General features: G+C 71.8%; 27 protein-coding genes. 9 read left to right on the forward strand and 18 right to left on the reverse strand.

The window, feature by feature from the left end; all coding sequences use genetic code 11:
• Positions 1–112 precede the first annotated feature (112 nt).
• Positions 113–712, reverse strand: coding sequence for a TetR/AcrR family transcriptional regulator (locus ACTWQC_RS04080; RefSeq protein ID WP_443314111.1), 600 nt, complete (start codon positions 710–712; stop codon positions 113–115).
• A gap of 109 nt (positions 713–821) precedes the next feature.
• Here ACTWQC_RS04080 and ACTWQC_RS04085 point away from each other — a divergent pair, with 109 nt between their 5' ends.
• Positions 822–4199 carry a S41 family peptidase gene (locus tag ACTWQC_RS04085; protein WP_443314203.1) on the forward strand — a complete coding sequence of 1126 codons (3378 nt, stop codon included), beginning with the start codon at positions 822–824 and terminating at the stop codon, positions 4197–4199.
• 112 nt (positions 4200–4311) lie between these two features.
• Here ACTWQC_RS04085 and ACTWQC_RS04090 read toward each other — a convergent pair whose 3' ends face one another.
• From ACTWQC_RS04090 to ACTWQC_RS04105, 4 genes are all read right to left on the reverse strand, one after another.
• Positions 4312–4566, reverse strand: coding sequence for a hypothetical protein (locus ACTWQC_RS04090; protein WP_443314112.1), 255 nt, complete (start codon positions 4564–4566; stop codon positions 4312–4314).
• A gap of 135 nt (positions 4567–4701) precedes the next feature.
• Entirely contained in the window at positions 4702–5598 is an 897-nt protein-coding gene (locus ACTWQC_RS04095; protein WP_443314113.1) for an SDR family oxidoreductase, read from the reverse strand.
• Positions 5595–6611 carry an alpha/beta fold hydrolase gene (locus tag ACTWQC_RS04100; protein WP_443314114.1) on the reverse strand — a complete coding sequence of 339 codons (1017 nt, stop codon included), beginning with the start codon at positions 6609–6611 and terminating at the stop codon, positions 5595–5597. The genes ACTWQC_RS04095 and ACTWQC_RS04100 overlap by 4 nt, the downstream gene beginning before the upstream one ends.
• Positions 6608–8254: a flavin-containing monooxygenase gene (locus ACTWQC_RS04105; protein ID WP_443314115.1), complete on the reverse strand. Its 1647-nt coding sequence runs from the start codon at positions 8252–8254 to the stop codon at positions 6608–6610. The genes ACTWQC_RS04100 and ACTWQC_RS04105 overlap by 4 nt, the downstream gene beginning before the upstream one ends.
• A 176-nt stretch (positions 8255–8430) precedes the next feature.
• On the opposite strand from ACTWQC_RS04105, the gene ACTWQC_RS04110 reads away from it, so the two are divergent.
• A complete protein-coding gene (locus ACTWQC_RS04110; RefSeq protein ID WP_443314116.1) occupies positions 8431–9207 on the forward strand; it encodes a MerR family transcriptional regulator in 777 nt (258 codons plus the stop codon).
• A 132-nt stretch (positions 9208–9339) separates the two neighbouring features.
• Here the strand turns inward: ACTWQC_RS04110 and ACTWQC_RS04115 are convergent, their stop codons facing one another.
• From ACTWQC_RS04115 to ACTWQC_RS04125, 3 genes are all read right to left on the reverse strand, one after another.
• Positions 9340–9582 carry a hypothetical protein gene (locus tag ACTWQC_RS04115; RefSeq protein ID WP_443314117.1) on the reverse strand — a complete coding sequence of 81 codons (243 nt, stop codon included), beginning with the start codon at positions 9580–9582 and terminating at the stop codon, positions 9340–9342.
• Between the two features lie 9 nt (positions 9583–9591).
• Complete coding sequence (locus tag ACTWQC_RS04120) at positions 9592–10026, reverse strand: glycine-rich domain-containing protein (protein WP_443314118.1); 435 nt, start codon at positions 10024–10026, stop codon at positions 9592–9594.
• 492 nt (positions 10027–10518) lie between these two features.
• The gene (locus ACTWQC_RS04125; protein WP_443314119.1) at positions 10519–11730 is read right to left on the reverse strand and encodes a helix-turn-helix domain-containing protein; all 1212 of its coding nucleotides are present in this window, start codon (positions 11728–11730) and stop codon (positions 10519–10521) included.
• 18 nt (positions 11731–11748) lie between these two features.
• On the opposite strand from ACTWQC_RS04125, the gene ACTWQC_RS04130 reads away from it, so the two are divergent.
• A complete protein-coding gene (locus ACTWQC_RS04130) occupies positions 11749–11910 on the forward strand; it encodes a hypothetical protein (RefSeq protein WP_443314120.1) in 162 nt (53 codons plus the stop codon).
• 17 nt (positions 11911–11927) lie between these two features.
• A complete protein-coding gene (locus tag ACTWQC_RS04135) occupies positions 11928–12155 on the forward strand; it encodes a DUF2277 domain-containing protein (RefSeq protein WP_443314121.1) in 228 nt (75 codons plus the stop codon).
• Between the two features lie 20 nt (positions 12156–12175).
• Here the strand turns inward: ACTWQC_RS04135 and ACTWQC_RS04140 are convergent, their stop codons facing one another.
• The 5 genes from ACTWQC_RS04140 to ACTWQC_RS04160 all read right to left on the reverse strand — a co-directional run bounded on the left by ACTWQC_RS04140 (position 12176) and on the right by ACTWQC_RS04160 (position 14558).
• Entirely contained in the window at positions 12176–12268 is a 93-nt protein-coding gene (locus tag ACTWQC_RS04140) for a hypothetical protein (protein ID WP_443314204.1), read from the reverse strand.
• 48 nt (positions 12269–12316) lie between these two features.
• Positions 12317–12676 carry a hypothetical protein gene (locus tag ACTWQC_RS04145; protein WP_443314122.1) on the reverse strand — a complete coding sequence of 120 codons (360 nt, stop codon included), beginning with the start codon at positions 12674–12676 and terminating at the stop codon, positions 12317–12319.
• 81 nt (positions 12677–12757) lie between these two features.
• On the reverse strand, positions 12758–13069 hold the full coding sequence (locus tag ACTWQC_RS04150) for an antibiotic biosynthesis monooxygenase family protein (RefSeq protein ID WP_443314205.1): 312 nt from the start codon (positions 13067–13069) through the stop codon (positions 12758–12760).
• Between the two features lie 132 nt (positions 13070–13201).
• Positions 13202–13717: a DUF309 domain-containing protein gene (locus tag ACTWQC_RS04155; protein WP_443314123.1), complete on the reverse strand. Its 516-nt coding sequence runs from the start codon at positions 13715–13717 to the stop codon at positions 13202–13204.
• Positions 13718–13754: 37 nt separating this feature from the next.
• Positions 13755–14558 carry an exodeoxyribonuclease III gene (locus ACTWQC_RS04160; protein ID WP_443314124.1) on the reverse strand — a complete coding sequence of 268 codons (804 nt, stop codon included), beginning with the start codon at positions 14556–14558 and terminating at the stop codon, positions 13755–13757.
• A gap of 76 nt (positions 14559–14634) precedes the next feature.
• Between ACTWQC_RS04160 and ACTWQC_RS04165 the strand changes: the two genes are divergently transcribed.
• Positions 14635–15105, forward strand: a complete 471-nt coding sequence (locus ACTWQC_RS04165; RefSeq protein ID WP_443314125.1) for a GNAT family N-acetyltransferase — start codon at positions 14635–14637, stop codon at positions 15103–15105.
• Positions 15106–15187: 82 nt separating this feature from the next.
• On the opposite strand, the gene ACTWQC_RS04170 is transcribed toward ACTWQC_RS04165, so the two are convergent.
• Positions 15188–16633, reverse strand: a complete 1446-nt coding sequence (locus ACTWQC_RS04170; RefSeq protein WP_443314126.1) for a dihydrolipoyl dehydrogenase family protein — start codon at positions 16631–16633, stop codon at positions 15188–15190.
• Between the two features lie 242 nt (positions 16634–16875).
• Here ACTWQC_RS04170 and trxA point away from each other — a divergent pair, with 242 nt between their 5' ends.
• Both trxA and ACTWQC_RS04180 read left to right on the forward strand, forming a co-directional pair.
• Positions 16876–17274, forward strand: coding sequence for a thioredoxin (trxA, locus tag ACTWQC_RS04175; protein ID WP_443314127.1), 399 nt, complete (start codon positions 16876–16878; stop codon positions 17272–17274).
• A gap of 372 nt (positions 17275–17646) precedes the next feature.
• Complete coding sequence (locus tag ACTWQC_RS04180) at positions 17647–17955, forward strand: DUF6059 family protein (protein WP_443314206.1); 309 nt, start codon at positions 17647–17649, stop codon at positions 17953–17955.
• Here the strand turns inward: ACTWQC_RS04180 and ACTWQC_RS04185 are convergent.
• Together ACTWQC_RS04185 and ACTWQC_RS04190 are read right to left on the reverse strand one after the other, a co-directional pair.
• Positions 17906–18310, reverse strand: a complete 405-nt coding sequence (locus ACTWQC_RS04185; RefSeq protein WP_443314207.1) for a holo-ACP synthase — start codon at positions 18308–18310, stop codon at positions 17906–17908. The two genes, ACTWQC_RS04180 and ACTWQC_RS04185, sit on opposite strands and share 50 nt — an antisense overlap.
• A gap of 184 nt (positions 18311–18494) precedes the next feature.
• Positions 18495–20195 (reverse strand): MDR family MFS transporter, encoded by a 1701-nt coding sequence (locus tag ACTWQC_RS04190; RefSeq protein ID WP_443314128.1) that lies wholly within the window; start codon positions 20193–20195, stop codon positions 18495–18497.
• A 270-nt stretch (positions 20196–20465) separates the two neighbouring features.
• Between ACTWQC_RS04190 and ACTWQC_RS04195 the strand changes: the two genes are divergently transcribed.
• Positions 20466–22283 carry an AfsR/SARP family transcriptional regulator gene (locus ACTWQC_RS04195; RefSeq protein ID WP_443314129.1) on the forward strand — a complete coding sequence of 606 codons (1818 nt, stop codon included), beginning with the start codon at positions 20466–20468 and terminating at the stop codon, positions 22281–22283.
• A 79-nt stretch (positions 22284–22362) separates the two neighbouring features.
• Here ACTWQC_RS04195 and asnB read toward each other — a convergent pair whose 3' ends face one another.
• Both asnB and ACTWQC_RS04205 read right to left on the reverse strand, forming a co-directional pair.
• A complete protein-coding gene (asnB, locus tag ACTWQC_RS04200; protein ID WP_443314130.1) occupies positions 22363–24285 on the reverse strand; it encodes an asparagine synthase (glutamine-hydrolyzing) in 1923 nt (640 codons plus the stop codon).
• Between the two features lie 173 nt (positions 24286–24458).
• Positions 24459–24872, reverse strand: coding sequence for a DUF6069 family protein (locus ACTWQC_RS04205; protein WP_443314131.1), 414 nt, complete (start codon positions 24870–24872; stop codon positions 24459–24461).
• 151 nt (positions 24873–25023) lie between these two features.
• On the opposite strand from ACTWQC_RS04205, the gene ACTWQC_RS04210 reads away from it, so the two are divergent.
• Positions 25024–25560: a MarR family winged helix-turn-helix transcriptional regulator gene (locus tag ACTWQC_RS04210; RefSeq protein WP_443314132.1), complete on the forward strand. Its 537-nt coding sequence runs from the start codon at positions 25024–25026 to the stop codon at positions 25558–25560.
• Positions 25561–25583 lie beyond the last annotated feature (23 nt).

Here is a 25583-nt window from a genome sequence, read left to right on the forward strand (position 1 = left end):
TCGGGCAGGACTTTGTGCGGTGGTGAACCGGGGAGGTGTGCGGGTTGCGGTCGCGGGAGATCCGTTGAGTTCCCGGAAGATCCGGAAGATACGGACCGGAGGTATGGAGAGGTCAGACGCCCAGGGCGGGGAAAACCACGGCGTCGATGAATCGGCTGAGGTACGCGGTGTCGACCGGCCGGTCCTCGATCAGCGGCCGCGCGATGAAGGCGCCGATCAGCATGTGCGGGACGTACTCCAACGCCGGTGTGCCCGGGGGGACTTCGCCCCGGCGCACCGCGCGCTGCAGCATCGCGTGGAGACCGGCGATCTCGGGCTCGATCAGCAGCTCGCGCAGCGCCTGGTGGAGATCGGGGTCCCGGTAGACCGCCTGGGCGAGACCACGCAGCAGGGCTGTGTCCTTCTGCATCCGGTCGTCGTCGGAGAGGCGGAGCATCTCCGCGACGTCCCCCCGCAGGCTGCCGGTGTCGACGTCCTCGAGCGATACGGGCTTGTTGTGCCGCAGGGCCGTGGCGACCAGCTCGGGCTTCCCCTTCCACTGGCGGTAGAGGGTCGCCTTGCTCGAGCGCGTGCGGGCCGCGACGGCGTCCATCGTCAGTGCTTCGTAGCCGAGCTCCCGCAGCAGGTCGAGTACCGCCTCGTACAGCTCGCTCTCCCGCTCCGGGGTGAGCCGGGTGCGGCGCGGCGGTGTGCGCGGTGCCTCGGCGGGCATCTCATGACCTCCCCTCCGAACGAAACGGTTTCGTACACGTGCGAGGGTATCCCCGCCTCCGATCGAAACGCAAACGTTTCGCTGTGTGCTCCGCGCCGCGAACATGACGATGCGCGCGCTCCCGGCCCACAAGTTGCCACGGCCCGGACACGCCCGGGACATTGGAGTAGTGAGCGATGGCGCGTATCTCCGGTTCCCGCACATCCACGAGGATCTGCTCTGTTTCGCGGCCGAGGACGACCTCTGGGTCGCTCCCGTCGCCGCGGCGGGCGCCCCGGCTGAGCGGGCCTGGCGGGTCACCGTCGACCGCACCCGGATCGGCCACCCCCGCTTCTCCCCCGACGGCACCCAGATCGCCTTCACCACCTGGCGCAGCCTGGACCCCGAGATCCACCTCGCCCCCGTCGACGGCGGGCCCGCACGCCGCCTCACCTACTGGGGCTCCACCGACACCCGGGTCTGCGGCTGGAGCCCGGACGACCACATCCTGGCGGTGGCCTCGCACGGCCAGCCCTTCTCGTACTTCTCCTGGGGCTACAAGGTGCCCACCGACGGCAGCCCCGGCGGCCGTCTGCCCTGGGGCCCGATCGCCGACATCGCGATCGCCGACGTCGGCGGCGAGCACCTGACCCTCCTCCTCACCGGCAAGCCGCCGCACGAGCCCGCTTCCTGGAAGCGCTACCGGGGCGGGGCCACGGGCCGGCTGTATCTGCAGTGCGAGCGGCTGCTCCCCGAGCTGAACGGCCATCTGGACTGCCCGATGTTCGTCGGCGACCGGATCGCCTTCCTCTCCGACCACGAGGGCATCGGCAATCTCTACTCCTGCGCGCACGACGGCTCCGATCTGCGGCGCCACACCGACCACGAGGAGTTCTACGCCCGACACGCGTCCACGGACGGCTCGCGCGTCGTCTACCAGTGCGCGGGCGACCTGTGGCTGGCCGAGGACCTGACGGGCGGCGCGGATTCCGGGGCCCCGCGGAAGCTGGAGGTCCGGCTGGGCGGCGCGCGCACGGGACGCCGTACGTACCAGATCCCGGCCGCATCGCACGTCGCCTCGCTGTCCGTGGACACCACCGGGCGCGCGAGCGCGGTGTGCGTGCGCGGCAGCCTGTACTGGCTGACCCACCGCGACGGCCCGGCCCGTACGATCACCGACACCCCGGGCGTACGGGTCAGGCGGCCGGAGATGCTGGGCTCGTCGGGCCGGATCGCGTACGTCACGGACGCGGAGGGCGAGGACGCCATCGAGATCGCGGACCTGCCGCGGGCCGGGGCGGCGCGCGAGCCGCGGCGGATCGCGGCGGGCGCGGTCGGCCGGGTGCACGCGCTGGCGGCATCACCGGATGGCGAGCGGCTTGCAGTGGCGGCGCACGACGGGCGGCTGTTGATCCTCGACACGGCCGAGAACGGCGAGGGCGAAGTCGAGGACGAAGTCGAGGGCGGGGGCGAAGGTCCGGAGGGCGGAGTCACCGAGGTCATCCGGTCCATCAACGGGCCGGTCCGCGACCTCGCCTTCTCCCCCGACTCCGAGTGGATCACCTGGTCCCACCCGGGCATCGGGCGCACGCTCCGCCAGATCAAGCTGGCGCGGCTCGCGGACCGCACGATCATCGACGTCACCAACGGCCGCTTCGAGGACGAGCAGCCGGTGTTCACCCGCGACGGCCGCTACCTCGCCTTCCTCTCCTGGCGCGGCTTCGACCCGGTCTACGACGTGCACACCGGCGACCTGTCCTTCCCGCTGGGCTGCCGCCCCTATCTCGTACCGCTGTCGTCGGCGACCCCCTCGCCCTTCGCGCTCTCCGCCGAGGGCCGGCCCGCGGCCGGGGGCCTCGACCCCGGCGACCGCGACGAGGCGGGCGAGGGCGACGGGCATGTGATGGTCGAGGTCGAGGGCCTGGCGAGCCGGGTCACGCCGTTCCCCGTCACGGCCTCCAAGTACTCCTCGCTCCGTCCGGTCGCGGGCGGCGGCCTGGTGTGGCTGCGCTGGCCGATCTCCGGCGCGCTCGGCGAGACCTTCGCCAACCCGGCCGACATCACGGGCAAGCCGACGCTCGAGCACTTCGACCTCGCGCGGGCCAGGCGCACCGAACTGGTCACGCACCTCGACTGGTTCGCGCTCAGCGTCGACGGCACCCGGCTGGTGGTGGCCGACGACGACGAGTTGCGGGCGATCCCGGCGATCGAGCCGGGCGACAGCGACTCGACCGTCTACCTCGACCTGCGGCGGATCCAGCACCAGGTGGACCCGGAGGCGGAGTGGCGGCAGGCGTACGAGGAGGCGGGCCGGATCGTCCGGGCGTACTTCTGGGAGCCGCGGATGTGCGGTGTGGACTGGGACGGGGTGCTGGACCAGTACCGGCCCCTGGTCGAACGGGTCGCGTCCCCCGACGAGTTCGCCGATCTGCTCCGCGAGGTGATGGGCGAGCTGGGCACCTCCCACGCGTACGTCACCCCCGCCCGCCGCAACGAGGGTCCGCCGCACTACCAGCGGCCGATCGGCCTGCTCGGCGCCAACTTCGCGCGCACCAAGGACGGGCGGTGGGCCGTGACCCGCATCCTGCCCGGCGAGTCCTCCGACTCCAGGGCGCGCTCGCCGCTCGCGGGCTCCGGCATCCGCGAGGGCGCGATCCTCACGCACGTCGACGGGCGTCCCGTGGACCCGGTGGCCGGGCCGTACCCCCTCCTCACGGCGGCGGGCGGGACGACCGTGGAGCTGACCTTCCTGCCCGCGGAGGGCGAGGGCCCGACCCGGCGGGTCGCGGTCCAGCCGCTGATCGACGAACGGACGCTGCGCTACCAGGACTGGGTGGCCAAGCGCCGCGAGGTGGTACGGGAGTCCAGCGGCGGCAGGTGCGGCTATCTGCACATCCCGGATATGGGCGGCTCGGGCTGGGCGCAGTTCAACCGTGATCTGCGGATGGAGATGGCGCGGGACGCCGTGATCGTGGATGTGCGGGGCAACGCGGGCGGCAACATCAGCGAGCTGGTCATAGAGAAGCTCACCAGGACGGTTCTCGGGTGGGATCTGACGCGCGACGCGCAGCCCGTGTCGTACACCTCCAACGCGCCGCGCGGGCCGGTCGTCGCGCTCGCGGACGAAATGACCTCCTCCGACGGCGACATGATCACCGCGGCCTTCAAACTGCTCGGTCTCGGGCCGGTGGTGGGGCTGCGGACGTGGGGCGGGGTGGTCGGCATGACGGGGCGGCACCCGCTCGGCGACGGCACGGTCATCACGGTGCCGATGAACGCGGCCTGGTTCGAGGGCTACGGGTGGGGCGTCGAGAACCACGGCGTGGAACCGGACATCGAGGTGGACCGTACGCCGCTGGACTGGGCGGAGGGGCGGCACAAGCAGCTCGACGACGCGGTCGAGCTCGCGCTGAAACTGCTGGAGGAGCACCCGGCCAAGAACCCGCCGGACTACTCGGACGTGCCGGACCTGCGCCGCCCCAAACTGCCGCCGCGCAACCGGGACTGAGGCTGCTGAGCCTTACGGAGGCCGGAGGCCGCGAGCCGGAGGAAGGGGCGGACCCTCGTGGGGTGCGCCCCTTCCGCATGCGCCGTGCGATGCGCAGGTGTGCGCGGCGACGTCAGTGGTCGATGTCGTCGCTCATCTCGTCGAGGGAGCCCTGCCGCCCCTGCTCGCGATTCGGCTGGGAGCGCTCGCGCGGCTTGTCCTGGGGCCGCTGCTGGCCGCCGCGCTGCGGCTGCTGCCCACCGCGCTGCGGGTTCTGACGGCGCTCGCGCTCGGACTGCTCGTCCTGGCTGCTGCTGCCCTTCATGTTCTGCTTCGCGCGCTCCTGCATCTGCTGCGCCTTGTCCTGGAACTGGTCCTTGATGCCCATCAGTGTCACTCCTTGCTGGGTGAAGGGGCTTGAGCCCCGACCAAGCGTTACATGAGCGGACACTCTTCGCATTCCAGAACCCAACGCCCGGTGCGGAGAGTGACAAGGCGCAGCTCAGCAGGCGTGCACGCAGCGCTACCCGGGCCGCTCCGCGCGGGACTTCTCGTCCGCCGCACCGCCCGCGCCGACCAGTCCGCCGCGCGTCCCGCGGGTCGCGGCGAGACGCGGCTCGAAGCGCCGCATCTGGCGCTGCCCCACGATCCCGATGGCGCCGGGCAGATAGCCGCGCACCGCCTGCATGCCGCGCAGCCACCACTGCCCGTAGACATGCGCGGAGCGGCGCTCGATGCCCGCGACGATCCGGTCGACGGCGGGGCCCAGCGGGTACGTGCGGTTGGCGGGCCAGGGCAGCCGCTGCCGCAGCTCGCGCATCACCTCGTCCTCGTCCGCGCCGCGCACCATGTCGGTATCGGTCCAACTCAGGTACGCCACGCCGACCTTGACGCCCTTGTGGCCCACCTCCCCGCGCAGGCAGTGGGCGTACGCCTCGACGCCCGCCTTGGACGCGCAGTACGCCGTCATCATCGGCGCCGGGGTGATCGCGGCGAGCGAGGCGATCTGCAGCAGATAGCCGCGGCTCTCCAGCAGCGCGGGCAGGAAGGCGCGGGCGGTCGTGGCGCTGCCGAGCAGGTTGACCTCGATGACCCGGTTCCAAGACCGCGCCTCGGAGTCCAGGAACGGACCTCCTTGCGCCACACCGGCGTTGGCCACGACGATGTCGGCCCGGCCGAAGCGCTCCAGGACCTCCCGTGCGACCTGCTCCATGGCCTCGGTGTCGGTGACGTCGGCGTGCCAGTACGCGGACTCGGTGGGCAGCCGGTCCGAGACCTGGTTCAGCTCCTCCGGTTCCAGACCGATCAGCGCGATCTGCGCGCCGCGCGCGGCGAGTTGGCGGGCCAGCAGCTCGCCGACACCGCGCGCCGCGCCGGTCACCACCGCGACCCGCCCCTCCAGGCTCCTGCGTGCGCTCACGACGTCTCCTCCTTGACCTTGGCCGGTTCTTCCGCGGGCACTGCGGGAGCGGCCGTGGGGCGATCGCGTACGCCGTCGTGGCCGCATACGGAATGGTGGTCGCGTACGGAGAGGTGGTCGCGTACGAGGTCGCGGATCGCACCGGTGACGACGTCCGGCGCCTCCACCGGGGTCATATGGCCGAGCCCGGCCAGCTCGGTGAGCCCGACGCAGTTGGGCAGGGCCGCGACGATGCGCCGGGCGTGCACCGCAGGGGTCAGCCGGTCGGCCGTGCCCGCGATCACCGCGGTCGGCACGGTCAGCCGCTCGAGCTGCGCGTCGAGGTCGAGTTCGCCGAGGACGTGCGCCCACGCCGCGCGTACGGTGCGCGGGCAGGCGTGCACGATACGGGCGCACGCCTCCACCATCTCCGGGGTCGAAGCCCTGCCCATCGTCGCGTACTTGAGGACCCGCTTCGCCAGGGGCGTGACCGGGCCGTACGGCGCGCGCGTGCCGAGCAGCGCGCGATGCACCCGCGCGCGGATCCGCTCCCGGCGCAGCGGCACCACCATCGTCCCGGACACCAACCCCGAACTGCCGGTGCTGCACAGCAGGACGGCGGCCGCGTGATCGCGGAGCGCGGGCCGGTCCGCGGCGGCCATAAGGGTCATGCCGCCCATGGAGTGCCCGGCGAGCACCGCACGCTCGCCCGGCGCGAGCACCGCACCGAGCACCGCCTCGAGGTCGTCGGCGAGCGCGCTGGTGCTGTAGCCGCCGGGGCCCGGTACCGGGCTGCGGCCGTGCCCGCGCTGGTCGTACACGACGACCCGGTGGTCGGCCGCCAGCGCGCGGAGGACCGGCGCCCAGAAGGCGGTGGAGCAGGTCCAGCCGTGCGCGAGGACGACGGCGGGCGCGTCCTCGGAGCCGTGCACTTCGACGTGCAGCCGGGACCCGTCGGCGGAGACGGCGGTCAGCTCCCGCGCTGCCGGGGGCGGGGCGTACGGCCCGGAGACGACGTGCATCAGCCTGCTCATGCGTGGGCCTCCTCGGCAGTCGCGGAATCGGCATGCGCGGACTCGGCGTGCGTCGATTCGGCGTGTGCGGATTCGGCCGTCTCGGCGGCCTGGTCCGCGGGGGCGCGCAGCACCGCGTATTCGGCGAGGTCGACTCGCTTGGTGACGCGGCGGAACTCGCCCGTCGTGCCCGGCCAGATGGTGGTGTTGCGGCCGCTCGCGTCCAGGTACCAGCTGTCGCAGCCGCCGGTGCTCCAGACCGTGCGCTTCATGCGCTCCTGGATGTGCCGGTCCCAGGCCTGGACGGCCGAGGCCCTGGCGTCCAGTGCGACCTTGCCGCCCAGGGTGTCGAGCTGCTCGATGAAGTCGGTCATGTAGTTCAGCTGGGCCTCGATGATGAGGATCATCGAGCTGTTCCCGAGCCCGGTATTGGGCCCGATGATGGTCAGGAAGTTGGGGAAGCCGGCCATGCTCGTGCCGCGCAGCGCCTCCATCCCGTCCTTCCACTCCTCCGCGAGCGTCGTGCCGTTCGCGCCGGTCACGCGCTGCGCGATCGGCATGTCGGTGACGTTGAAACCGGTGCCGAAGACGATCGCGTCGGCCTCGGTCCCGGTGCCGTCGGCGGCGATCAGCGTCGAGCCGCGGACCTCCTTGAGGCCGGAGGAGACCAGCCCGACATTCGGCTGGGCGAGGGCCGGATAGTAGTCGCTGGACAGCAGGATGCGCTTGCAGCCGATGCGGTAGCCGGGGGTGAGCCTGGCCCGCATGGCGGGGTCCTTGACGGCCTTGCGCATATGGGACTTGGCGATGGCCTCGACGAGCCTCAGCTCGTTCGTCCGCTTGGTGAAGGCGCTGACCTGGAGCTCGCGGATGCCCCACAGCAGTCCGCGGCGCAACGCGCGCGTGGCGGGCAGCCTGGTGTGCAGCCAGCGTTCCACGGCTGCGATCTTGCGGTCCATGCGCGGCAGCACCCAGGGTGGGGTGCGCTGGAACAGCGTCAGCCGCTCCACGTCCGGTTGGATCGCGGGCACGATCTGGATCGCCGACGCGCCCGTGCCGATCACCGCGACGCGCTTGCCGCGCAGGTCGTAGTCGTGGTCCCAGCGCGAGGAGTGGAAGACCTTGCCGGGGAACGAGTCCAGGCCCGGGATGTCGGGGATCTTCGGGTCGGAGAGCGGCCCGGTCGCGGAGACGACGACGTCGGCGGTGAGCGCGCCGGTCGCGGTCTCGACCTCCCAGTGCAGCTCGTCGGTGTTCCAGCGCAGGCTGTGCACCTCGGAGTTGAAGCGGATGTGCGGGCGCAGCCCGAAGGTGTCGGTGACCCGCTCCAGGTACGCGCGGATGTGCGGCTGGCCCGAGAAGGCGCGCGGCCACGCGGGGTTGGGCGCGAAGGAGAACGAGTAGAGGTGCGAGGGCACGTCGCAGGCGCAGCCGGGGTAGCTGTTGTCCCGCCAGGTGCCTCCGACCGCGTCGGCCCGCTCCAGGACCGTGAAGTCGGTGATGCCGGCGCGGCGCAGCCGGACGGCGGCGCCGAGGCCGCCGAATCCGGATCCGATCACCGCGACCCGTACGTGCTCGCGCCCGCGCCGTTGCCCTTGTCCGTCCCGGCGCCCGCCGGCGCTCCCCTGCCCGCCGCTCCCGTGATCATGCTCGCGCTCGGCCATGCCGCCGCCTCCCAGCTCCGAACAACCATGCCAGCAATCACTGGCATCGTCCGGAGGGTAGAGCAGGACGGTACCCCTGGGTAGGGGTCGCGCGGCGGGAAGTTACCGCGGGTCGCACCCGGCCCCGCCCGCCGTCCGCCGTCCGCCGTCCCCGTCCGCCGACATAGGCTGCTGCCGTGGCGAAAGACCAGGAAGCAGACGAGAAAGCACAGGACGAAGCCCGCGAGTACCGCGCGGAGGAGCTGGCCCGGGAGGCCGGCATCACCGTCCGGACCCTGCGCTTCTACCGCGAGCGCAAACTGCTCCCCGCGCCCCGTCGCGAGGGCCGTATCGCCTGGTACAACGACCACCACCTGGCCCGGCTCCGTACGATCACCGCCCTGCTCGACCGCGGCCACACCCTCGGCGGCATCGCCGAGCTGATCGCGGCCTTCGAGAGCGGCCGCGACGTCGGCGAACTCCTCGGCCTGGAGGGCCTGGAGAGCACGGTGACCGTCCCGTGGTCCGAGGAGACCCCGGTCCGCCTCACCCCGGAGGAGCTGGCCGACTACTTCACCGGCCAGGTCACCCCGGAGAACCTCGCGACCGCCCTCGACCTCGGCTACGTGGCCGTGGACGGGGACGAGATCGTGCACGTCAGCCGACGGCTGCTGGACGCCTCGAGCGCGCTGGTCGGCCAGGGCGTGCCGCTTGCCGCCGTCCTCGCCGCGGCCGACGAGGTCCGCGCCCACGCCGACGCGCTCGCCGAGCTCTTCACCCGGCTCATCGGCAGCCATGTCCTGCCCGGCACCGAGGACGCCGCCGCAGCGATCGGACGCCTCCGCCCGGTCTCGATGGCCGTCGTCGAAGCGGAGCTGTCGATGGCGATGGACCGCCGGATACGGTCCGAGCTCGGCGCCTGGCTGAAGGAGCAGACGGCGGAGGACGCCGGGCGGGACGCGGCAGAGGGCTGAGGGCGCACGCTGGCTGCACACCATGTCTCACCCACCGGAGGAGACCTTCGAGGGCGAGGTCGCCGAGTGCCCCAGAACCTCCGGCCGTCCGCCACGGGCGGACTGGACAGCCGGGGCTCGGTCTGTGCTCGATCAACGACCCGGGACGATGAACCCTCGAACCGCCCTAGGCTCTACGGGAGCGGCCGAGCCCGATTGGGCGTCGGTGTACAGGGCTCGCCGAGACTCGTCGGTGATGTCCCTGCGCGTGTCCGCGTCGACCCGGTCGTAGATCCGCCAGTCCTCGGATGGATCAGCTGGGTCCGCCGCCGCGACGCCGGGCAGGCCGCACAGCCGAAGCATCTTCTCGACGTGGCGGGCTTCGTCTTCGGTCATGCGGCCACCCTAGGCGTGCTGTGCCAAGTCCGTCAGGCCACTCGCCACTGGCCACTGAGGCTTCGGCATGGGCCGGATCTGGCACTCCGGGGCGTGCTGGCACTTCGCCGCTACGGAGACGAGGGTTTTGTCGTCCGGCGACCCCCACAGCTCCTCGTCGGCGGCATAGCCCAGCTCGCTGATCACTGCGCGAGTTCGTTCCAGGATGGGCGGGTCGTAGTGCGTTGGGTCCCAGCCCGGGTAGTGGTGCACGAACTCGCCGAACCGCGCGCACAGGTCGGCATACAGCTTCGAGTGAAGAAGCAGCGCGTGCCAGCCCTCGTCGACGATGCGCGACGGGGCCAGGGCGACGTCCGGGAACCTCGAGCAGGCCACGACGAACTTGATGCCTTCCTCGACGATGCGCCCCGCCACCTCCTCGGACATGTCCGGGTTGCCGTCCATGACGGTGCCTCGGACGCTCGCGAACTGCTCCTCTGTGAGTAACGACCGTGCGGGGTGAGGGCCAGGGATCGGAGACGGGTCCGGTCCGGGGATACTCATGAGTGATCTCCATTCTCTGAGTGGAGGTTGACCCGCTCCGGCCGCGCGACCTGTGCAGGGCTCGGACGCGACCGGAGCGGGGGCTATTCGGAGGTCACGGACGGGCACCATTGCCGTTGCTCGGAGTCTCGATCCACTCGGTGCCGGGGGCACTCGCATAGCGGGAATGCCACGGGACTCTCAAGGGCCGTCACGGCGTCATCGGCACGAACAACCCAAGTGGGTCCGTATGTCTGGCCGCTATCCCTGCTGACTCGAAGAGTCATCAGGGAGCGGGCTCCAGTGTCGCCGCTAACGCTGTTTGTGATCTCTCGCTCGCTGTCGGTGACCATGCCTGAAAGGTCTCGCGGACCAGCGGGCGATTACAGGGACGCAACATCCCAGTTTTAACGGTTAGTTGGCGACGCCCAGGAACTCGGCGAGCTTTCGCAGGCCGGGCGGCCGAGCCGGGCCGTTCCACAGGTCGGTCACGATGGCCACGGCCAGCGTGTGATGGCGCATCCAAGCCGGAGCGACCCGCCGCAGCCTTTCCAGGGCCTTCACAGCTCCCCCGGCGTCCCCCACGTCGGTGTACGCCCGAGCCACGTCCAGCAGGAGCCAGGTACGCCACGACGGCGGCGTTTCCCTGGAAAGCCGCATCCCTCGGGCGAGATTCAGCGCCTCCGCGGGCCGGGCGTGCTGGACGGCGAGCCGTACCCGCTCGATGCGCACAGAGGACCGGTTGAAGATGCTCAGCATCTTCCCGTCGACAGGCGGTGGCATCTTGGCCAGCCGCTCGGTGGCCTCCTCTGCCGCGAGCATCATGCCGCTGGCTTGGTCGTAGTCGCCGCTACGGGCGTAGCTGGTCGCCGCCGACATGAGCAGGCCGCCCCAGACGCGCATACCCTCGGCCGATCCGACGTGTTCGCGCTCCACTCCGTCGGCTGCGTAGACGGCGAGGTTCTGGGCGTCGTCAAGGCGGTTCTGCCGCTGGTACGCCCAGGCGACGGAGTTGGAAATCATGGGGGCCAGCAGCGGGTCGGACGACTCACCGGCGGCGGTCATGGCGCGCTCAAGGCTGGAGAGCGCCAAGTCGGTCTTGCCTAAACGGATCGCGAGGTGGCCACCGAGTTGGAGTGCCTTGCCCAAGGCGGCCTGGCCTGCCGCGCGCTGGTCAGCGTTGCCGACCGCAGCCGCGAACCTGGCGTCGGCGATGATTCCCGGGAGCGTCTCCATGAGACGGCCGAACTCGGCATCGTGGTAAAGCGTCCAGCCCTCGGCAATCTCTCTTCGCAGCAAGGACATTGACAGCTTCTCAGGCCCGGTCGGCTCGGCTGGCGGAGCGAACAGCGGAGGCATGATGGCGCGGCGTACGGCGACGAGTTGGGGGGGTTCGGCATCACCGTTCGACGGCACACCGGGCGGGTCGCCGAGCAGGCTCGTCAGCTCGACGCCCAGACCGTTCGCTAGTGCATGCAGAGTGGGCAGCCGCGCGGAGTGCTTGCGCCGCTGCTCCAGCTTGCGCACTACATCCGCTGAGATGCCGGACCGCTCGGCCAGCCCTTCTTGGGTCAGGTCAGCCAGTCGCCGGAGACGCGCAATTCGGTCGCCCAGGTGCTCAGCCATGCTGTCGAAGGTACCGGGTTGCTGCATACCCGTCTCTGGCGGAAGCAGGGCGTACCGCTGGCGGCGGTTCTCGCCGCAGCACGCGAGGTCCCCGCCCACACCGACGCGCTGGCCGAGCTCTTCACTGGGATGATCCGCCACCACGTCCTGCCCGGGACGGTGGACGCGACGGAGGGCTGAGGGCGCACACTGGGGGCATGTGCCGCAGTATCAAGACTCTCCGCCCGCCCGTGACAGAACAGGTCGGCGACGACGACATCCGGGCCGCAGCCCTGCAGTACGTGCGCAAGGTCTCGGGCTTTCACCGCCCCGCCGCGCACAACCAGGCAGCATTCGACGAGGCCGTGAACGCGGTGGCCGCCGCAACCCACCAGCTCCTGGCGGACCTGGTTGTCCGCGGCAGTGGAGCACGCCGAAGCGCGTAAGCCGACACCTTCTTCCCGCCTCAATGGCGAGACGCCCCGCGGCGCGGACCGCGGACTCCTTCCTCGATCGCGCCGCGGTCCCACCGCGTACGGTCCTGCTCGGCGAGCAGCAGCCGCCCGTCGTCCGCTGAGCGCGCGAGGCGCCGAGTCGGTGAGAAGGATCAGCGCCAGCAGTCCTGCGACCCCGGCGTCCTCCGGAAGGAGCGTCCGCAGCATCCGCGCGAGGTCGAGCACGCGCTCGACCAGGCGCGGCGGACGAGGTCGTCGCCCGCGGGCGCGGTGTGCCCGGTGGTGAAGAGCAGGTACACGACCGTGAGAACCGCGTCGATACGGGCGGGCAGCTCGTCCGCGGGCGGCACCCGGTACGGGATCCGAGCGGCCGCGATCTTCTTCTTCGCGCTGGTGATACGGGCGGCCATGGCCGGCTCGGTTACCAGGAAGGCGCGCGCCTCCACCGCCGTCGTCAGGCCGCACAGCAGCCGCAGGGTCAGCGCGACCTTCGGCCTGGCGGCAGCCGGCATCGTCTCGGCGCTGCCGGCACCACGGGGCGGGTCCTCTCACCCGGCCGGGAAGGCCGGTCCGGTCGCCCGCTCCGCGACGTCTCAGATGGCGCGGACCAACGTGTAGAAACTGCTCTGCATGTCCGCGCAGAGCGCCCGGCAGGCGGCGACCCGCTCTGCGAACTCGGGCTTCTGGCTCCACGCGTTCAGCGAGTCGCCGTCCCGCCACGCCGCGAACGACACGAAGTGGTTCGGGTCGTTCGCGTCCCGGATGAGCCGCGCCCGCACGAAGCCGGGGTTCGCTTCCCGGGTCCAGGTGAGGAACTCCGTCCAGCGGTCGACGAACTCATCGGCCTTCCCTTCGGCGACCCGCCAGTTCCCCGAGGCCCAGTGCTGGCTCTCCTCCGGCATCATGCCCACCTCGTCCCCATTCGTCGCGATTCGCGTTCGAACCCTACGAGACGGGCAGCCTCGGGCCCTGCCGACCGTGCGGAACAGTGCAGGGAGACCGCCGTATGACCGCCGCATGACCGCCGTATGGCGGACTCAGTCGCGCGTCCCCCGCAGCCGCGGCGGGCTGAGCGTGGCGGCGCCGGCGGATGCTCCGCTCGCGATCTCCTCCGCCGCCTGCCGCGCCCAGCCGGCGAGACCGCCGGCGTCGATGCCGTACGGCCGCTCCCTGCTGTACGGCGCGATCGCGTCCGCCGCCCTGCGGAGCAGCGACTCGGCGCCGCGCGCGTTGCCGCGGGCGGCGTGCGTCACGCCCACGGCGAGCTGCGCCAGTCCCTTCCACAGCGCCCGCTCGCCGGGTTCCGCGGCGGACTTCCAGGCGTCCTCGAAGACCTCGTGCGCGTGGAAGGGCATGCCGTCGTCGAGCAGCTGCTGCGCCTCGGCGAGCGTCTCGCCTGGGGTGCGCAGCACGCCTTCCGGCTGCCGTGCGACGCCTTCGGCGCCATGGGGCAGCGGCCGGCCCAGCCCATCGCGCGGCCGGGCACTGCGGGCGCGCCCGTCCGGGTCCCGGTCCCGGCCCGCCCCGGTGGAGTTCGTCTCGCTCTCGCTCACGGCTCCATGGTGCACGCGCGCGTCCACCGGCCGCGCCTCAGCGGCCCGTCTCGTACGTCACCGTCACCGGCGCGTGGTCCGACCAGCGCTGGTCGTGACTCGCCGCCCGCTCCACGACCGCCTTCACCGCGCGGGCCGCGAGACCCCGGGTCGCGACGTGGTAGTCGATCCGCCAGCCGCTGTCGTTGTCGAAGGCCCTCCCACGGTAGGACCACCAGGTGTACGGGCCTTCCGCGTCCGCGTGGAGCTGCCGTACCACGTCCTCGTACTGCGCCTCCTCGAAGACGCGGGTCAGCCACGCCCGCTCCTCGGGCAGGAAACCGGCCTTCCTCGTGTTCGCCTTCCAGTTCTTCAGGTCGGCCTCGCAGTGCGCGATGTTCCAGTCGCCGACGACGAGCACCTCGCGCCCTCCCGCCGCGGCCCGCTCGCGCAGCTCCTTCAGGTACGGCAGGAACTCGCCCATGAAGCGCTCCTTCTCGTCCTGCCGCTCCGTACCGACCTCGCCCGAGGGGAGGTAGAGGCTGGCGACCGTCACGCCCGGCAGGTCGATCTCGGCGTACCGTCCGCTGCCGTCGAACTCCGAGGAGCCGAAGCCGACTTGCAGGCGCTCCGGCTCGCGCCGTGCGTAGACGGAGACGCCGGCCCTGCCCTTGGCCGCGGCCGGGGCGTGCAGCGCGTGCCAGCCGGCCGGCTCCCGCACCTCCTCCGGCAGCTGGCCGGGCTCGGCCCTGACCTCCTGGAGGCAGACCACATCGGCGGAGGTGTCCGCCAGCCACTCCACGAAGCCCTTCCTGGCGGCGGCGCGGAGCCCGTTCACGTTCACGCTTGTCACACAGAGCACTCCGGCACCATACGGGAGCCGGAGTCCGCCCCGGCCGACAGTCGTATGGCCTCCGGACCTCCTTACGATGGCGGACATGCAGATCCGTCCCGTGCGCTTCGACCACCCCGACGCGATGAAGCTGAACGACCTGGTGCAGCTCGAGTACGCCGAGCGCTACGGCGACGGCGACGTCACGCCCATGGACCCGGCCCAGTTCGACCCGCCGCAGGGGCTCTACCTCGTCGCGTACGACGGCACGGAGCCGGTGGCCTCCGGCGGCTGGCGCGCCCAGGAGGCGAACGGCGAGGGCTACGCCGACGGCGACGCCGAGATCAAGCGGATGTACGTCGTGCGCGAGGCTCGTGGCCGGGGGCTGGCCCGCCGGATCCTCGCCGCCCTGGAGGACAGTGCGCGGGAGGCCGGCCGGACCCGCATGGTGCTGGAGACCGGCATCAAGCAGCCCGAGGCCATCGCCCTCTACACCTCGTCCGGCTACGCCCCGGCCGAGAAGTTCGGCCTCTACCGCTGCTACGAGGACAGCCGCTGCTTCGCCAAGTTCCTGTAAGGCAGGACGGCCGGCCCCGGGCGGACGGTCGGCTCCGGCAGGAGTGTCGGCTCCGGCAGGACGGTCGGCCCCAGCAGGACGGTCAGCTGCGGTAGGCCTCCAGCAGCCACAGCCAGACCTCGCTCATGGTCGGGTAGGCCGGCACGGCGTGGTGCAGCCGTTCGACCGGCACCTCACCGGCCACCGCCACCGTCGCCGACTGCAGCAGCTCGCTCACCCCGGGGCCGACGAAGGTGACACCGACCAGATGGCCCCGGTCGAGGTCGACGACCATACGGGCCTTGCCGCGGTAGCCGTCCGCGAACAGCGAGGCGCCCGCCACCTGCCCCATCTCGTAGTCGACCACGCGCGTCCTGCGGCCCTGCCGCTCCGCCTCGGCCGCCGTGAGCCCGACCGCGGCGACCTCCGGCAGGCTGAACACCACCTGGGGCACCGCCGCCGAGTCGGCCGTGGTGACATGCGCGCCCCATGGCCCGGTCTTCAGCTCCACCGCTCCACGCGCGCGTGCGGCGATCACCCCGCCGGCGATCCGGGCCTGGTACTTCCCCTGGTGGGTGAGGAGCGCCCGGCGGTTCGCGTCGCCCACCGCGTACAGCCAGCCGTCGTCCAGCGCCTTCACCCGGCAGGTGTCGTCCACCTCCAGCCAGGACCCCGGCTCCAGGCCGATCGTCTCCAGGCCGAGGTCGTCGGTGCGCGGGGCGCGCCCGGTGGCGAAGAGCACCTCGTCGGCGACGACCTGCCCGCCGTCGTCGAGCATGACGGTGACGGGGCCGCCCGCGGCGGCCTCGCGCCGTACGCCGGTGACCGACGTGCCCATACGGACGTCCGCCCCGGCCTCCCGCAGCGCCTCGGCGACGAGCTCGCCCGCGAACGGCTCCATACGGGGCAGCAGCCCGTCCCCGCGGACGAGCATCGTGACGGTGGAGCCGAGCGCCTGGTACGCGGTGGCCATCTCCACGCCGACGACACCGCCGCCCACGATGGCGAGCCGCGGGGGGACCGCCCGGGCGCTGGTGGCGTCCCGGCTGATCCAGGGACGGGCGTCCGCGACGCCCGGCAGGTCGGGCACGATCGGCCTGCTGCCGGTGCACACGGCCACCGCGTGCCGCGCGGTCAGCAGCCGCGTGCCGCCCTCCGGCGTCTCCACGGCGACCCGGCGCGGTCCGTCGAAGCGCCCGCGGCCACGTACGAGCTGGGCGCCGACCGAGTCCAGCCAGTGGACCTGGCCGTCGTCCTTCCAGTGCGAGGCGAAGCCGTCACGGCGGGCGAACACGGCGGACGCGTCGAGGCCGCCGTCCACGGCCTGCCGTGCGCCGTCGACGGCCCGGACCTCGGCGAGCGCGGCGACCGGGCGCAACAGCGCCTTGCTCGGCATGCACGCCCAGTACGAGCACTCGCCGCCGACCAGCTCGTCCTCGACGACCGCGACACCGAGACCGGCCTCGCCGAGCCGCCCGGCGAGCACCTCGCCGACCGGGCCTGCGCCGAGCACGATCACGTCGTACGCGTCCTCCTGCGTGGGCTGCATGGGCTCCGCCTCTCGGCTCGGGGTGGCTGCGGGGTGGTTCCGGGGATGGTTCGGGGGTAGTTCGTGAGCGGTCCTGGCATGGTTCGGGGTGATTCGTGATGCTTCGGTGGGTGCCCTGGGGGCTCGTCCCATCCTTTCGCCGCTCCGCGAAGTCGGCCACATGAATCGCTGGAATACGGACAGGCTCCCTCCTGTTCCCCGAGCGGACAGCCGCCGACGACATCCGGAAGCAGGTAGAGCACATGAGCACGGTCGAGCTGACCAAGGAAAACTTCGACGAGGTCGTCTCCGAGAACGACTTCCTCCTCATCGATTTCTGGGCCTCCTGGTGCGGCCCGTGCCGTCAGTTCGCACCGGTTTACGAGCAGGCCTCCGAGCGCCACTCGGATCTGGTCTTCGGCAAGGTGGACACGGAGGCGCAGCCGGAGCTCGCGGCGGCCTTCGACATCCGGTCGATCCCGACGCTGATGATCGTGCGGGAGAACGTGGCGATCTTCGCCCAGCCCGGCGCGCTGCCGGAGACGGCTCTCGAGGACGTCATCGGGCAGGCGCGCGCCCTGGACATGGAGCAGGTCCACAAGTCCGTCGCCGAACAGCAGGCCGCTCAGCAGCAGAACAGCACGCCCGGCTCCTCCGCCTGACGCGGCTGCCGCGCCTGATCGTCCTGATTCGCTCGGTTCTCCTGTGGAGGAGGCTGGGCGGCGGGCGGAGTACTGCGCCACGGGGGAAGACACTGCGCTCCGCCCGCCGACGGAGGGCACGCCAGGCCGTGGGCGCGACCCCCGGAGACGACTGTGCCGGTGACGACTCGAGAGACGCTGGTCAGCCGCTGGAACGCTGACGATCCGTCGGTTTTTCTCCTCAACTCTCCTTCGAGGAGGGCTCCCTAGCCTCGTGGCGACTCTCCGGAATCCCGGAGGACGGCGAGGACGGCGGAGTGGAGGCCGGGCGTGAGGCGTTCACGGGTGTGGCTGCGGCGGGTGTTGCGGGATCTGGGAACGGGGCTGACGGCGGTGGGGCAGTGCCTCGGCGCCTATACGTCCGCCGAGTGCTACGGCTTCGTGCCGGGGGCCGGTTCCCTGGCCGGTCCGGCGGCCGGTTCAGCGGCCGGTTCAGCGGCCGGTCCACCGGTCGGCCCATCGGCCGGTGACCGTGTTCCCGGGCCCGGCCATCCCGAGCGCCTCGTCCCGTTCGCCGCGCCGCCCGCGTCGGAACGGGCGATCTGGCGGCAGTTGGAAGAGGTGTGGGAGCGCGCGGAGCCGGAGCCGGGAGTCAAGACGCGGCAATCACGACGGCGGAGGCCACATCCGCGTCGTGGGTGAGCGACAGATGCCATGAGGTGACGCCGCGTTGGGCCGCTGCCGCGGCGACGGTGCCGCGTACGTGCAGCATGGGACGGCCCCCCGGCGCTGTCCGGACCTCGGTGTCGTGCCAGCGGAGCCCGCCGGGGGCGCCGAGCGCCTTGGCCACGGCTTCCTTGGCGGCGAATCGCGCCGCCAGAGAGGCCGTACCGCGCCGGGCGCCGGACGGAAGGGCCAGTTCCGCCCCGGTGAAGAGTCGGTCGGCGAGGCCGGGGTTGCGCTCCAGGGCCAGGGCGAACCGCCCGATCGCCGCCACATCGATCCCGACCCCGACGACCTGCGGAGGGAGGGGCGGGGTGACGAGCGGGGGCGGCAGGAGCCAGGTCAGCCACTGGCCGAGGCCCGTCAGGATGCCGCCGAGAAGACCCGGTGCGGTGGTGTCGTCGCTTCGCATGCGGTGAGGCTGGCACCACCGGCTCGACGCCTGCTCGAAGAGTCCGCGAGCGCGGCGAACCGGCGAACCCGGCCGGGCCGTCCCAGCCCTCCCCTCAGTCGCCCCCTCACCCTCCGCGCCGCTCCCCAGGACCCCCTGGCCCAGCGGGAGCACCAGGACCCCCGGGCCCACCCGCGCCACCGGGCCCACCGGCGCCACCGGGCCCGCCCGGACCGCCAGGCCCGCTGGGGCTGACCGGCCCGCCAGGCCCGCCCGGTCCGCCGGGGCCGCGCGCCTCCAGCCGTATGTCCTTCAGCATCAGCGCGAGCACCAAACCAACCACCAGCACGGGAACGGCGGAGAGGAAGACGGTGGACAGCGCTCCGCTGTAGACGTCGGCCACGGCCGCGGCGGTGGACGGGTCGAGGGAGTCCAGCTGACGCGGCTCGAGGGTGCCGCCCATGACCCGGTCCGCCACATCCGCCGGGAGCAGCCGTACGGCCTCGGTCGCCAGCCGCGCGTTCAGCAGCGACCCGAAGACCGTGGCGCCGAAGGCCACTCCGATGTTGCGGGCGAGGCCCACGGTGGACGTGCTGACCCCGATGTGCTCCCGGGGGGCCGTGCTCTGGGCGACGAGCGTGGTCACCTGCGACGAGAGCCCGACGCCGACACCCATCACGGCGAGCAGCGCGCTGACGGTCGCGGCTCCGGTGTCCGAGGAGGTCAGCGACATGAATCCGGCGGCCACGGCGGCGAGCCCCGTACTGGCCACCGGGAACCACTTGTAGCGCCCGGTCTTCGCGATCACCTGCCCGGCCACCACCGTCGCCACCGCCATGCCGATCATCGCGGGCAGGAACAGCAGGCCGGTACGGGTGGCGCTGACGCCTTCCACCGTCTGGAAGAGCAGCGGTACGAAGTTGACACAGCCGAAGAAGGCGAAGCTGACGGCGAACGCCACCACCACACAGATGGTGAACGTCCGGTCGGCGAACAGCCCGAGCGGGACGACGGGCTCATCCGCGCGCCGCTCCTGCCGCAGCCACCCCGCGCCCAGCAGCACCGCGCCCGCCCCCAGGGCGATGACCGCGGAGTGCCCCCACCCGTAACGGCCCGCCAGGTCCGTCACCAGGACCAGGCAGACGATGACCCCGGTGAGGAGCGCCGTTCCCAGGTAGTCGATACGGGGCCGGGCCGCGCCGCGGGCGGAGCCCGGCAGCAGGGCCCAGATGCCCGCCATGGCGAGGAGGCCGAGCGGCAGGTTGACGTAGAAGATCCAGCGCCAGCCGAGCTGATCGGTCAGGAAGCCGCCGGCCAGCGGCCCCGCCAGGTTGGCGATGACCATGACCCCGGCGAACCACCCCTGGTACTTGGCCCGTTGCCGGGGCGGCATCAGGTCGCCGAGCACCGAGAAGGCGCTCACCTGGAGCCCGCCGCCGCCGAGTCCCTGGAGCGCGCGGAACGCGATGAGCTGCCCCATCGAGCCGGCCGCGCCGCAGGCCGCGGACCCGGCGAGGAAGGTCACGACCGCGGTCAGGTAGACGGCCCGGCGGCCGAAGAGGTCGCCCAGTTTTCCGTAGACCGGCATGGCCACGCTGAACGTGAGCATGTACGCCGTGAACGTCCAGCTGTAGAGGTCGAGGGCGCCCAGGTCGGAGGTGAGGCTGGGGCCCGCGGTCGCGACGATCGACTGGTCGAGCATCGACATCGCGCTGGTGAGCAGCAGGGCGGCGAGGAGCAGGGGGAATCGGGGCGGGAGCGGGCGCGGGGGCGGGGGCGGTGCCGCGGTGGCCGGTCCTTGGGGACGGCCTGAGCCGGTTTCGGTCATCGGGTCCTCCTCGACGGGCCACACATAAAGACTTTTGGCAATTGTATGCCATACGCATATAGATGTCTTGTGTAGCCTGGCGCCAGAAGGTTGCTCCGCGACCGGGGGGTTTCCGCGACCGTGACCAGATCGCCGCCCCCGGTCGAGTACCGCTCAAGCAGAAGTCAAGTAATCGACCTCACGCTCACGAAGTGCATCAGGCCGTGTCAATGATGCAAACCAACGGGAGGGCCAGTGCTGCAGTTCGGGTTACTTGGAACCCTGCAAGTCGTGCATGACGGCGTGCATGTCACGCCATCCGCCCCGAAGGTCCGACAAGTTCTCGCCTTGCTGGCCCTGAGGGCCAACACCACAGTCCCGCTGCATCAACTGGTGGAGGAACTCTGGGAGGAGCGCCCGCCGTCCAGCGCGGCCACGACCCTTCAGACGTACATCTACCAGTTGCGCAAGCTGCCGGGCCTGTGCGATCCGCAGCTTCCCGGCCCTTCTGTGGGCACCCGGGCACTGCTCACCACCCCGGGCGGCTACCGGCTTTCGGTGCCCTCGGACTGCCTGGACGCCCAGGAGTTCGGCGAACTCGCCCTGCGCGGCAGACAGGCGATGGAGAAAGGCACTGTGGCGGAAGCCGCCGACCTGCTGCAGCGGGCCCTCACTGTCTGGCGAGGGCCCGCTCTCAGTGATCTGGCCCCCGGCCCGATCGTCGGCATCGACGCCCTGCGGCTCGAGGAACAGCGCTACGAGGTCCTGGAGGAGCGGATCAACGCCGACCTGCTCCTCGGCCGGCACCACCGTCTGATCAGCGAGTTGACGGCGCTGGCCGCCGACAATCCCACCCGAGAAGGGCTGCACGCCAAGCTCATGCTCTCGCTCTACCGGGCGGGCCGAAGACCGGAGGCGCTGGAGGTCTTTCAGCGCATCCGCCGGGTGCTCACCAGGGAGCTGGGCCTGGAGCCCTGCTCGGAACTCCAGCGGCTGCACCAGCAGGTGCTGGCCGGTGACCGCGGGCTCGACCTGCCCGGCGGCCAGGCGACCGTGCACGGCGCACCTGCGGGCGGACCGCCGGTGACGCTCCCCGCGGACGTCCCGCTGGTGGGCCGGGAGGCCGATCTGCTGCACGTCGGCAGAATGCTCTCGGAAGCCGCGGGTTCCGTGGGCTCCGCGTACGGGGGCACGGACGGTCCGCGGTGCGTGGCCGTGGCAGGCCCGCCCGGTGCGGGCACCACGGCCTTCACCGTGCACCTCGCCCACCGCCTCGGCGACGCCTTCCCCGACGGACGGCTGTATGTGTCCTTCGGGGACCCGGCGGACCCGGTGTGCGTCGAGGAGGTGCTCGCCTGCCTGCTCGAGGCGGTCGGCTACCGGCGCTCCGACCTTCCGCCGCACCGCGCCGACCGGGCCCGGATGTTCAGCGCATGGACCTCCGGCCGCCGGGTGCTGTTGGTCGTCGACGACGTGGCCTCCGCCGACCAGGTCACGGACCTGTTGCCGGCCGACGCGGGATCCGCCGTCCTGGCCTCCGGCTACCGGCGGCTGTACGGCAGCCAGTTCAAGGTTCGGGTGGATCTGCCACCGCTCGGCTCCGAGCGCTCGCTCGAACTGTTCCTGGGCGCCCTCGGCAGGGACCGTACGCTGGACGACGCCCAAGGTCTCCACATGATGCTCGACCTGTGTGGTGACCTGCCCGGCCCGATGCTCGAGGCCGTGGGCCTGCTGGCACTGCGGCCTCACTGGTCGATCCGGCAGCTCATCGACTGGCTGAGCCGGGACCGTCCCGCCGCCGTGGCCCATCAGCGGCCGCATCCGTTCCACCACGTGGTGCGGCGCTGCGGCAGGCTGGAGCCCCGGCTCCGGGACACGCTGGCCAAGCTGGCCTGGGAGGCCACCGGCACCCTGACGGTGGAGCAGGCGGCGGGGATCCTGGACCGGGACCCGGACGAGACCGAGGAACTCCTGGAGGAGCTCGTCGAGTTCTTCCTCCTCGGTGTCGACATGGCGAGCGATCCGGCGACGGCACGGTTCTTCCAGTACCGGCTGCCGCCCCTGGTGCGTACGGCGCTACGCGCGATGCCTGTACGAGCCGGGGTCTGACGGGTCTGGTGGCACGCGGTTGAAGGGGCCGCCCCGCGGGGCGGCCCCTTCAGCCGTTCTTCCGCCCTGTCCCCTGCGCTCACAGCTCCAGGCAATCCCCGAGCTCGAGGAGCCAGCTGTTGACCTGGAGCACCATCTCGATGTTCATCCGGTGCAGCCAGTCCTGAGCGGCGGCCTCCCCCTGCGGAGAGACGGCCCGGCGGGACACCTCAAGGTCCAGCAGCGGCAGGACCGGTGACGCCGGGTCTGCCAGAACCTCGGCGAACTCCTGGTGCAGGGCCTTGGTGTAGGTCGCGTCCTGGCTCACCGGGAAGGGCGCCTTGGGCCGCTCCAGGACCTTTTCCGGCAGCAGGTCCCCCGCGGCCGACCGCAGCAGGCTCTTCTCCCGGCCGTCGAAGGTCTTCATCTCCCACGGGATGTTGTACGCGTACTGGACGAGGCGGTGGTCGCAGAACGGGACCCGCACCTCGAGCCCCGAGATCATGCTGAGCCGGTCGTTGCGCTCCAGCAGCCGGGGCAGCCAGTGGGTCAGATGCAGATGGCAGATCTCCCGGGCGCGGCGCTCCTCTGCGTCCTCGCCGGGCAGCCGCGGGATCTCCGCCATCGCCTGCGCGTACCGCTCCGCGTAGTACGAGCCCATGTCCAGCCGGGACTTGAAGGCCGGGGAGAGCAGCCCCTGTCCCAGGCCCTCCCGGGTTCCCGGGTGCCACTGCTCGAAGGCGACCCACGGGAACTGCTCCTCGTAGGCCAGGTCCGGTATGTGCACCCAGCTGTAGCCGCCGAAGATCTCGTCGGCGCTCTCCCCCGTCAGCGCGACCTTGGAGTGCCGGTGCACGCCCGCGAAGGCCTGGTAGGTCGAGGTGTCCATGTCCCCGAAGGGGGCCGGGACGTCCTGGGCGCGCAGCACGGTGCGGCGCGCGACGGGGTCGATCAGGTCCGACGTGGTGAGCTCGATCTCCCGGTGGTCGGCGCCGATGTGCTCGGCGACGGCCCGTGCGTACGGGGAGTCGGGGGCGCTGCGCACCAGGTCGGGCTGGAAGTTGTCGCTGTAGCCGCTGTAGGTGACGGTGGTGGTGCGGACCCGGCCCGCGCCCTCACGGGCCAGGGCGCGCGCCGCGAGCGCGGCGACGGTGCTGGAGTCCAGGCCCCCGGAAAGCATCACGCTCAGCGGCACGTCGGAGACGAGCTCCCTGGCCACGCTGCTCTCCAGCAGCTCGCGCACGGTGCGGACAGTCTCGTCCAGACCATGCTCGTGCGGATGGGCCTCCAACTGCCAGTACCGGCGCAGCGATACGCCGCCCGGGCCATACACCAGTGTGTGCCCGGGCGGCAGATCGCGGAGGTCGCGGTAGACGGACTCACCGGGGGCGCGGGCCATCGAGAACAGCACCCGCATGCCGTCGAGGTCGACCACCGGCCGGACGGCGGGGCAAGCGAGGAGGGCCTTGGGCTCGGAGCCGAAGACGAGTCCTTCGCCGGTCTCCGCGTAGTAGAGCGGCTTGATCCCGAAGCGGTCGCGGGCCAGGAACAGCCTGCGGCGGCGCGGGTCCCAGATGGCGAAGGCGAACATGCCCTCCAGCCGCTCGACACAGCGCTCGCCCCACTCCAGATAGGCGTGGAGCACCACCTCGGTGTCGCTGCGGGTCCGGAAGCGGTGACCGCGGCCGGCCAACTCGGTGCGCAGCTCCCGGAAGTTGTAGATCTCCCCGGAGTAGGTGAGGGCCGCGGCCGGCTCATCGCCCGCCGGATCCCCGCCCGCCGCTGCCCCGCCCTCCCCGGCGACCATGGGCTGGCGGCCGCCGGCCAGGTCGATGACCGCCATCCGGGTGTGGACCAGCGTGGCGTGCCCGTCCGTCCACACGCCCTGGTCGTCCGGCCCCCGGCAGGCCATCGTGCGCGCCATGCTCTCGGCGAGTCCGGGTTCTCCCCCAGCTAACGCTGAGGGTGCCCCCACCCGGGCCTGACCGCCCTCGCGGACGGCCCAGCCTGCGATGCCGCACATACGGGATCTCCTTCCGTGGCCTGTCGGTGCCTGGAGATCCAAGATCTCCCGGCGCACTCGAAGGGGGTTGGAGTGGCGCTGGACCGGCGCCGTCCGCGGTCTCCCCCGCAGCCTTAAGAGCACGGGTGGGGGCACCCCAGCGTTAGCTGGGGGAGTGCCCCCATCGCCGGGCGTCAGCGGCGGTAGGCGGGTATGAGGATCGCGCCGACCGCCAGGTGCAGGCAGACCAGGGTGATCCGGCTCCCGGCCGTCAGGCCCGCGGAGAACAGGGGCGCGAACAGCGAGAGCACCAGCACTCCGGCCGCGGCAGCGGTCCACAGGGCGCGGGCGCGGCGGTTCAACCGCTCCAGGGCGGCCAGCAGGCCCCACGCCACGAGCGAGACGACCGCCACCGAGATGACCACGGCAGGCAGGGCGAGCTCGCTGGTGCTGGTGGAGCCGGGGCCGTCCGGGACTCTCAGATCGACGTCGAGCGCGGTGCTGGCGACGATCCAGATCAACGTGTCGGCCAGGACGGCTCCCAGGGCGGCGAGGGCACGGATGCGCACCGGGTTTCCGGTGCGGGCGGTGGAGGGGGTTGCGGGCATCTCGGTCTCCTTCGGACCACGGATACGCGGGTCCGGTCTTGGGTTCGATGCTGCTTCAGATACTGTGCGCAACGCATATTCATGACCTTCGCATATAATGGTCTCACACCCAGGAATGCCGAGTCCAGTCGTGTGCAAGTAACCTCGAAGCGTGAATGGTGCAGACACAATCGGGGCGAAAGCCCACAACAGGGCCCATGAAGGGGAGCACGGCGCCCCGGTCGACGAGACCGTGCTCACCGCCGTCGAGCTGGCGATGATCCGGATCCGCCGCCGGCAGGCCCGGCGCAGCCTTGCCCGGCCCGTGGTTCAGGGCATGGCGGAGCCGGTGGATCTCAACACGCTCACCGTCATCGACGCCGTCGACGAGGGCGCGAGCGAGGAAGGCCGGGACGTCACGGTGGGGTTCGTCGCCGACCGGCTCGCGATCGACCCCTCCCGGGCAAGCCGGATCGTCGCCGACGCCGTCAAGTCGGGCTTCGTACGCCGCGTCGCCTCGCAGGAGGACGGCAGACGCAGTTGCCTGGAGCTCACCCGGTCGGGCCGCGAGGCCGTGGCCGCCGCGCACCGGACCCGGCAGTCCTTCTACTCCGATGTGCTCGAGGGCTGGGACCCGGACGAGCAGCGGGAGTTCGCCCGGCTGCTCACCAAGTTCGTACGGTCCCTGGACGACACCACCCGCGGCTGACCGCCACCCACCCGCTCGGAGGA

This window comes from Streptomyces sp. 8N616 (assembly GCF_052246385.1).
Taxonomy (GTDB): domain Bacteria; phylum Actinomycetota; class Actinomycetes; order Streptomycetales; family Streptomycetaceae; genus Streptomyces.

What these genes read in the sequence shown, in the direction of transcription:
- ACTWQC_RS04080 (WP_443314111.1), bottom strand. Translation starts at nt 712, where the DNA reads ATGCCCGCCGAGGCACCGCGCACACCGCCGCGCCGCACCCGGCTCACC.
- ACTWQC_RS04085 (WP_443314203.1), top strand. Translation starts at nt 822, where the DNA reads ATGCGCGCGCTCCCGGCCCACAAGTTGCCACGGCCCGGACACGCCCGG.
- ACTWQC_RS04090 (WP_443314112.1), bottom strand. Translation starts at nt 4,566, where the DNA reads ATGGGCATCAAGGACCAGTTCCAGGACAAGGCGCAGCAGATGCAGGAG.
- ACTWQC_RS04100 (WP_443314114.1), bottom strand. Translation starts at nt 6,611, where the DNA reads ATGAGCAGGCTGATGCACGTCGTCTCCGGGCCGTACGCCCCGCCCCCG.
- ACTWQC_RS04105 (WP_443314115.1), bottom strand. Translation starts at nt 8,254, where the DNA reads ATGGCCGAGCGCGAGCATGATCACGGGAGCGGCGGGCAGGGGAGCGCC.
- ACTWQC_RS04115 (WP_443314117.1), bottom strand. Translation starts at nt 9,582, where the DNA reads ATGACCGAAGACGAAGCCCGCCACGTCGAGAAGATGCTTCGGCTGTGC.
- ACTWQC_RS04120 (WP_443314118.1), bottom strand. Translation starts at nt 10,026, where the DNA reads ATGGACGGCAACCCGGACATGTCCGAGGAGGTGGCGGGGCGCATCGTC.
- ACTWQC_RS04125 (WP_443314119.1), bottom strand. Translation starts at nt 11,730, where the DNA reads ATGGCTGAGCACCTGGGCGACCGAATTGCGCGTCTCCGGCGACTGGCT.
- ACTWQC_RS04135 (WP_443314121.1), top strand. Translation starts at nt 11,928, where the DNA reads ATGTGCCGCAGTATCAAGACTCTCCGCCCGCCCGTGACAGAACAGGTC.
- ACTWQC_RS04145 (WP_443314122.1), bottom strand. Translation starts at nt 12,676, where the DNA reads ATGCCGGCTGCCGCCAGGCCGAAGGTCGCGCTGACCCTGCGGCTGCTG.
- ACTWQC_RS04150 (WP_443314205.1), bottom strand. Translation starts at nt 13,069, where the DNA reads ATGATGCCGGAGGAGAGCCAGCACTGGGCCTCGGGGAACTGGCGGGTC.
- ACTWQC_RS04165 (WP_443314125.1), top strand. Translation starts at nt 14,635, where the DNA reads ATGCAGATCCGTCCCGTGCGCTTCGACCACCCCGACGCGATGAAGCTG.
- ACTWQC_RS04170 (WP_443314126.1), bottom strand. Translation starts at nt 16,633, where the DNA reads ATGCAGCCCACGCAGGAGGACGCGTACGACGTGATCGTGCTCGGCGCA.
- trxA (WP_443314127.1), top strand. Translation starts at nt 16,876, where the DNA reads ATGAGCACGGTCGAGCTGACCAAGGAAAACTTCGACGAGGTCGTCTCC.
- ACTWQC_RS04190 (WP_443314128.1), bottom strand. Translation starts at nt 20,195, where the DNA reads ATGACCGAAACCGGCTCAGGCCGTCCCCAAGGACCGGCCACCGCGGCA.
- asnB (WP_443314130.1), bottom strand. Translation starts at nt 24,285, where the DNA reads ATGTGCGGCATCGCAGGCTGGGCCGTCCGCGAGGGCGGTCAGGCCCGG.
- ACTWQC_RS04205 (WP_443314131.1), bottom strand. Translation starts at nt 24,872, where the DNA reads ATGCCCGCAACCCCCTCCACCGCCCGCACCGGAAACCCGGTGCGCATC.